We start from the raw sequence: 6209 nt of genomic DNA, 5'->3' as shown, positions 1-6209 counted from the left end.
ATTTTTATATGATTACATTTTCTTAATTCATTAGAAGGAAAATTTTGAATATTTTAGGGATTGATCCAGGAAGTCGAAATTGCGGATATGCCATTATTCAAATAAATAAACAATCATTAATTTTATTAGAAGCAGGGTTAATAAAAATTAAAGAAAGAATTTTACAGCACCAAATTTTAGAATTTGTAGAGGGAATTGATTTGGTTTTAAAAAATCATCAGATTGATTCTGTGGCTATTGAAGATATTTTTTATGCTTATAATCCCAAAACGGTGATAAAGTTGGCTCAATTTCGTGGGGCTTTGAGTTTGAAAATTTTACAAGAGTTAGGTAATTTTACAGAATACACACCTTTGCAAGTTAAAAAGGCATTAACAGGAAATGGAAAAGCACAAAAAGAACAGGTTGCTTTTATGGTGAAGCGAATTTTAGGAATCAAGGGTGAAATTAAACCTTTAGATATTACTGATGCCATTGCTATTGCCATAACTCACGCCCAAAGGCTAAAGTTACAACATAAGGAATAAAATGAATATTACTTTATTAAACTATACTAATTTAAACATTTGCTCTCAAGCGATTCGAACTTGTTGGCAAAGTTTTGATAAAAGTGATAATGGTGGTGAAAAAGATAGAGAACTCATTGATAGGGTAGGGAATAAATATAAACATTCTAGCACTTTAGAACACCTTAGCTATACTTTTTATATTCAAGGTATTTCAAGAGCTTGTTTGCAAGAGTTAGCTAGACATAGAATGGCTTCTTTAAGTGTTAAGAGTAGTCGATATACATTAAAGGAATTAAAAGTAGAGGAAAGCTTTCTTCCTATAGATGAAACAAATTTACAAAGAGCAGAGAAATTTTTAGTTTTTACAGAAAATTTTCAAGTAAATGAATCTTCTATTAAAGCATTAGAAAATCTTAGGATTCTTTTAAAAGATAATATCAGTAATGATTTGGCAAAATTTGCAATGCCTGAATCTTACAAAACTGAATTAACTTGGAGTATTAATGCTAGAAGTTTGCAAAATTTCTTGCATTTAAGAAGTTCTAAAAGTGCATTATGGGAGATTAGGAATCTTGCTTTGGAAGTTTATAATCATATTCCTGAAGAACACAAGTTTATTTTTGAATCAATTTATAAAAACAAAGGAGAATTATGAAAATTTTTAAACTTTGGTTGATTGGAATTTGTTTGTTTAGTTTGCAAGCTTTGGCAAATGATTTAAAAGAAAATGTGGATTATATTATTTTAAAAAAACCCATTTCTAATATGCAAAATAAGGTGATTGAAATTTTTAATATCGGTTGTCCGCATTGTGCATACTATAATACAAATTTTGTCCCTAATCTTTTAGAATTTTTACCAAAAGATGTAGAATTTTTACCTTATCATGTGGCAGCTTCGATTCCAATTCATGAAGAAACTTCTAATATTTTAGTTGTGGCATTGACAAAAGATAAGGAAAAAGGTTTAGAATTAAAAGACAATGATTCTATGTATAAAAAAGTATTGAATCATTATTTTAATGCCATTCACAAAGAAAGGAAAAATTGGTCAAATAGACAAGAATTTTTAAAAGAGGGTTTAGAAATACTAGGAATTTCTGAAATAGAATATAAAGAGATTTTAAAAACTAAAAATTCTAAAGAAGCTTTAAAGCAATGGCAAAGTATATTAGAATACACAGAGATTCAAGGAGTTCCAAGTTTTGTTATCAATGGAAAATATATGATTTTATCTAGCGGAATAAAGGGCGTGGAAGATTTTATTTATAAAGTTGATTATTTACTTACAAAATAACTAAATTTAAAAATTTAGTTATTTTAAAAATTCTTAGAATCTAATCTATAAAATCTTCTATAATTTCTTCTTGTAAAACAAATTGAATTTCTAAATTAAATTCCCCAGTAATTTTTTCTTTGATAATAAGAATAGGGGAAGTTAAAAATCCTTGTGGATATATTTTTTGTCGTAGGGATAATTGATAGGATTCATCTAAACCATTTTTTAGGAGCGATTCAAAATTGTCTTGTTGAATAAATTCTTTAAATTTTTCAAATTCTAAAAATAAAACTCCTTCTTTTGAAGCATAGCCAATTCCATCTTTCCAAAATTCAATTTTTGCTTTTGTGGGTTTATTAATTATAGAGTGATTACAAATAAAGCTAGGAATAGTTTTTGAATCTTGGGTTAAGATTCCTTTAAGAAGACAATATTTTTGAACTTTTCTTTTGATAATGTTATAGGGTTTATTATTATTTTCTAAAGATTCTCGTATTTGAAAATTTCTTAGGCGCAAAAGAGGAAGATTTCTAGAATCTTTTGGGAGATTGAGTGCAGAAACAAGCTCTAATGGAATCTTTTGAGCTTTTTCTCGTTGCTTAGTTAGTGCAAAGAGGCAACCACAATAATTTTGGCGGTAAAGATTAGCTTCTTTGGCAAGTTCATTTTGAATTTTAGTTCCGCCATTTCCTCTCACATCAATGGGTAGAAAATCAAGTGAATGTTTTTTCGCCATCATTTCACCTTGTGAAAAGAGTTCATTTTGAGATTTCATAGGACTTGCAAGTAGAGTAGTAGTGAATTCCACACAATGCGTTTCTTTTGCAATTTGTGCTGTTCTCTCTAAACGATAATCAAAGCAATATGAACATCGTTCACCTTTTTCTGGCTCATCTTCTAATCCTCTTGTGCCATAAAGCCACGAATCTAAATCATATTCCCCTTCAATTAATGGAATTTTTAACATTTCACAGCTTCTTTTGACATCATTAAGACGCATAAGATATTCTTCATAGGGATGAATATTAGGATTATAAAAAAAGCCACAAAATTGTTTTTGTGGGTAGAGTTTTTGAAGTTGGGTTAGAAAATGATGACTATCCACGCTGCAACAAATATGCACTAAAGTAGTCTTTTGATTTGAAAAATTGTGGGGAATTTGAGACATTATAAACCTTTGAATCTTTGATTATTTTTTGTAGGCATAATACAAAAAAGCACCCATGCCGATGATAAAAACAATAATCAAAAAAACAAGTAAAATAATATCCAAACTAGGCATTTGCAATTTCCTTTTCTCTTAATTGTCCGCAAGCAGCGCTAATATCTAAGCCTTTAGATTCACGAATCGTGCATAAAAGTCCTTTTTTGAGTAAAAATTCTCTAAAAGCTTCAACTTTTTCTTTACTTGGTCGTTTGTAAGGACTTCCTTCGTGAGGATTAAAATAAATGAGATTGACTTTAGCTTTGATTTTATTAAGAAGCACTACAAGTTTTTTAGCACATTCTAAACTATCATTGATTCCATCAATCATTAGATATTCAAACATTACTCTTTTGCGTGAATCAATAGGAAAAGCTGCCACTTCATCAATAATATTTTGAATATTATAGGCTTTGTTAATAGGCATTAATTTCGTGCGGAGTTCATCATCAACTGCATGGAGTGATATGGCTAGCTGCACTCCTAAATCTAATGTTCCAAGTTTTTTGATTTTAGGTGCAATTCCACTTGTAGAGATAGTTTGCCTTCTGCGAGAAATGCTTAATCCATCAAGTTCTGATAAGATTTGAATACATTTTGTAACATTTTCTAAATTATCAAGTGGTTCGCCCATTCCCATATACACTATATTTACAGCCTTATTATTTGGGATATTTTGATCTTTTTTGATAGCAAAAACTTGATACACCATTTCTCCTGTACTAAGGTTCCTTACAAATCCACCTTTAGCCGTAAGACAGAAACTACAACCCACTTTGCAACCCACTTGAGATGAAAGACAAAGTGTAAATTTATCTTCTTTCATTTTTAAAAAAACAGCTTCATAAGTGAGATTATCAGCGGTTTTAAAAAGATATTTCACACTACCATCGCTACTTTGTTCTTTTCTTGCGATTTCTACTGCATTGCTTGTAAAATTTTCTTTTAAAAATTCACGCAAATTTTTTGGGAGATTTTCCATTTGATTAAAATCATTTTCATAATGAACATAAAGCCAATGGTAGATTTGTTTGGCTCGGAATTTTGGAAAATCTTTTAGAGAATCACTTAAAGAATCTAGCGTGAATCCAAAGATATTTTGTTTATCCATTTTTTCTTGTCCTAATATAATCTTCTAAATTCTGCATTGCTTTTTTATGGTTAGAAAAAAATTCTTTTTGACTTTCTTTGTGAATATGATTTGTGCTACAAAAGATTCCTAAAGCGGGTATTTCATAATGTTTTGCAACTTGCAATACACTAAAAAATTCCATATTTTCGTATAAGATTCCAAGTTTTGTTAGTTTTTGCGCAAGACTAGAATTAGTCGTAATATAATTACTGGAATTAATAATATTTTTTAATGTTTCATGTGAAACATTTTCTAAAGAAATACAATTATCTAAGGGAGTATAAGAATCTTGCTGCAAAAAAGAAAGCTCAATATTAGTTGCACTTTGTGATTCAAAGATTTCTAATAAGGGTTTGGAATCATCATAACATCCACAAGTTCCTACAAAAACTATTTCATTTGGTTTTTCATAAAAAATAAGTTGTGTGAGATTCATTGCACTTTCTATGAGACCAACCCCAATACTTTTAGCAAAAGAAAAACTTTCAATTTTTCCAGCACAGCAAATCATCATAAAGCCTTATTTAATAATTTCTTTATAATACAAATGAGATTCATCTTTTTTGATTGTTTTTTGAGTAGGAATCTGCAGGACTTCAAAGAATCTTGATTTTTCTAAAAAGGCAATTTCAATAATATCTCCCACTTTCACATCTCGACTTGCTTTGACACTAATTCCAGCGATTTTGACAACTCCATTTTCAATCATATCTTGAGCAATAGTGCGTCTTTTTGTAATATTAACAGCATTTAGGAATTTATCGATTCTCATTAGTTTAAGCCTAAAAATTTTTGTGAGTATTGTATCTAAAACTATATTAATTTATCATACTATATAATTGTAAAAATTAAAAGGAGTAAATCATGGAAAAAACAAAAGACATTAAAAAAGTAGTATTAGCCTATAGCGGTGGGCTTGATACAAGTGTGATTCTCAAATGGCTTGGGGATACTTATAATTGTGAAGTGGTAACCTTTACAGCAGACATTGGGCAAGGCGAAGAAGTAGAACTTGCACGAGCAAAAGCCTTGAAATTAGGCATAAAACCGCAAAATATTTTTATTGATGATTTGCGTGAAGAATTTATACGCGATTTTGTATTTCCTATGTTTAGGGCAAATACAATCTATGAAGGAGAATATCTCCTTGGCACGAGCATTGCACGCCCTTTGATTGCCAAAAGACTTGTAGAAATCGCTCGAGAAGTGGGCGCTGATGCCATAGCACACGGCGCAACTGGCAAGGGCAATGACCAAGTGCGATTTGAGCTTGGAGCTTATGCGCTAAATCCTGATATAAAAGTCATCGCACCTTGGAGAGAGTGGGATTTAAATAGTCGCGAAAAATTACTTGCTTACGCAGAATCTGCAGGCATTGAGATTGAAAAAAAGCAAAATAAATCGCCTTATTCAATGGACGCAAATCTCTTGCATATAAGCTATGAAGGGCAGATTCTAGAAGATCCAAATGTTGCGCCTGAAGAAGATATGTGGCGATGGAGTGTAAGCCCCAAAAATGCCCCTGATAACCCAACTATCATTACCATTAGTTTTGAAAAAGGTGATGGCGTAGCAATCAATGGCGAGAAGCTAAGCCCTGCGGAATTTTGGGCGAAACTGAATAAGCTTGGCGGAGAGAATGGTATTGGGCGACTTGATTTGGTAGAAAATCGCTATGTGGGTATGAAATCGCGTGGGTGCTATGAAACTCCGGGTGGAACAATCTATCTAAAAGCACATCGTGCTATAGAATCTCTATGTCTTGATAGAGAAGCAGCGCACCTAAAAGATTCGATAATGCCAAAATATGCCGAGCTTATTTATAATGGCTATTGGTTTAGTCCAGAGCGTGAGGCGTTGCAAGCATTGATTGATAAGACACAAGAAAAAGTCGAGGGTGTCGTGAGGCTAGAGCTATATAAAGGCAATGTAACCGTGCTAGGTAGAGAATCCAAAAACTCTCTCTTTAATGCGGCTTATAGCACCTTTGAAGAAGATTCTGTATATAACCAAAAAGATGCCGCAGGATTTATCAAACTCAATGCACTAAGATTTATCATCGCAGGGAAAGCAAGGAAGTAAAATT

The 6209-nt window shown here is 31.6% G+C and carries 8 protein-coding genes; 4 read left to right on the top strand and 4 right to left on the bottom strand.

Translation table 11 applies throughout. The annotated features are described in order from the left end of the window. Positions 1-44: 44 nt before the first annotated feature. The 3 genes from ruvC to MKD52_RS07975 are packed head-to-tail and all read left to right on the top strand — an operon-like array spanning position 45 to position 1805. Complete coding sequence (gene ruvC, locus MKD52_RS07985; protein ID WP_112057630.1) at positions 45-527, top strand: crossover junction endodeoxyribonuclease RuvC; 483 nt, start codon at positions 45-47, stop codon at positions 525-527. A gap of 1 nt (position 528) precedes the next feature. Continuing rightward, positions 529-1164 (top strand): FAD-dependent thymidylate synthase, encoded by a 636-nt coding sequence (thyX, locus tag MKD52_RS07980; protein ID WP_112057631.1) that lies wholly within the window; start codon positions 529-531, stop codon positions 1162-1164. Further along, positions 1161-1805, top strand: a complete 645-nt coding sequence (locus MKD52_RS07975) for a DsbA family protein (RefSeq protein ID WP_242099881.1) — start codon at positions 1161-1163, stop codon at positions 1803-1805. Before thyX ends, MKD52_RS07975 begins: the two co-directional genes overlap by 4 nt. Before the next feature lie 40 nt (positions 1806-1845). On the opposite strand, the gene MKD52_RS07970 is transcribed toward MKD52_RS07975, so the two are convergent. The 4 genes from MKD52_RS07970 to MKD52_RS07955 all read right to left on the bottom strand — a co-directional run bounded on the left by MKD52_RS07970 (position 1846) and on the right by MKD52_RS07955 (position 4895). Then, positions 1846-2955, bottom strand: coding sequence for an epoxyqueuosine reductase QueH (locus MKD52_RS07970; protein WP_242099880.1), 1110 nt, complete (start codon positions 2953-2955; stop codon positions 1846-1848). A gap of 106 nt (positions 2956-3061) precedes the next feature. After that, complete coding sequence (rlmN, locus tag MKD52_RS07965; RefSeq protein WP_242099879.1) at positions 3062-4102, bottom strand: 23S rRNA (adenine(2503)-C(2))-methyltransferase RlmN; 1041 nt, start codon at positions 4100-4102, stop codon at positions 3062-3064. Continuing rightward, positions 4095-4634, bottom strand: a complete 540-nt coding sequence (locus MKD52_RS07960; protein WP_242099921.1) for a purine-nucleoside phosphorylase — start codon at positions 4632-4634, stop codon at positions 4095-4097. Before MKD52_RS07960 ends, rlmN begins: the two co-directional genes overlap by 8 nt. Positions 4635-4643: 9 nt before the next feature. Next, positions 4644-4895 carry an RNA-binding S4 domain-containing protein gene (locus MKD52_RS07955; protein WP_112057636.1) on the bottom strand — a complete coding sequence of 84 codons (252 nt, stop codon included), beginning with the start codon at positions 4893-4895 and terminating at the stop codon, positions 4644-4646. Between the two features lie 92 nt (positions 4896-4987). On the opposite strand from MKD52_RS07955, the gene MKD52_RS07950 reads away from it, so the two are divergent. Further along, positions 4988-6205 (top strand): argininosuccinate synthase, encoded by a 1218-nt coding sequence (locus MKD52_RS07950; RefSeq protein WP_242099878.1) that lies wholly within the window; start codon positions 4988-4990, stop codon positions 6203-6205. Positions 6206-6209: the final 4 nt, after the last annotated feature.

Source organism: Helicobacter sp. CaF467b (assembly GCF_022664765.1).
GTDB classification, from domain to species: domain Bacteria; phylum Campylobacterota; class Campylobacteria; order Campylobacterales; family Helicobacteraceae; genus Helicobacter_D; species Helicobacter_D colisuis.
Note: the sequence above shows the minus strand (reverse complement) of the source record. Positions and strands in the feature narration are given on the sequence as shown.

Coding starts and splice junctions, on each gene's coding strand:
- thyX (WP_112057631.1), top strand. CDS start 529: ATGAATATTACTTTATTAAACTATACTAATTTAAACATTTGCTCTCAA.
- MKD52_RS07975 (WP_242099881.1), top strand. CDS start 1,161: ATGAAAATTTTTAAACTTTGGTTGATTGGAATTTGTTTGTTTAGTTTG.
- MKD52_RS07970 (WP_242099880.1), bottom strand. CDS start 2,955: ATGTCTCAAATTCCCCACAATTTTTCAAATCAAAAGACTACTTTAGTG.
- rlmN (WP_242099879.1), bottom strand. CDS start 4,102: ATGGATAAACAAAATATCTTTGGATTCACGCTAGATTCTTTAAGTGAT.
- MKD52_RS07960 (WP_242099921.1), bottom strand. CDS start 4,634: ATGATTTGCTGTGCTGGAAAAATTGAAAGTTTTTCTTTTGCTAAAAGT.
- MKD52_RS07955 (WP_112057636.1), bottom strand. CDS start 4,895: ATGAGAATCGATAAATTCCTAAATGCTGTTAATATTACAAAAAGACGC.
- MKD52_RS07950 (WP_242099878.1), top strand. CDS start 4,988: ATGGAAAAAACAAAAGACATTAAAAAAGTAGTATTAGCCTATAGCGGT.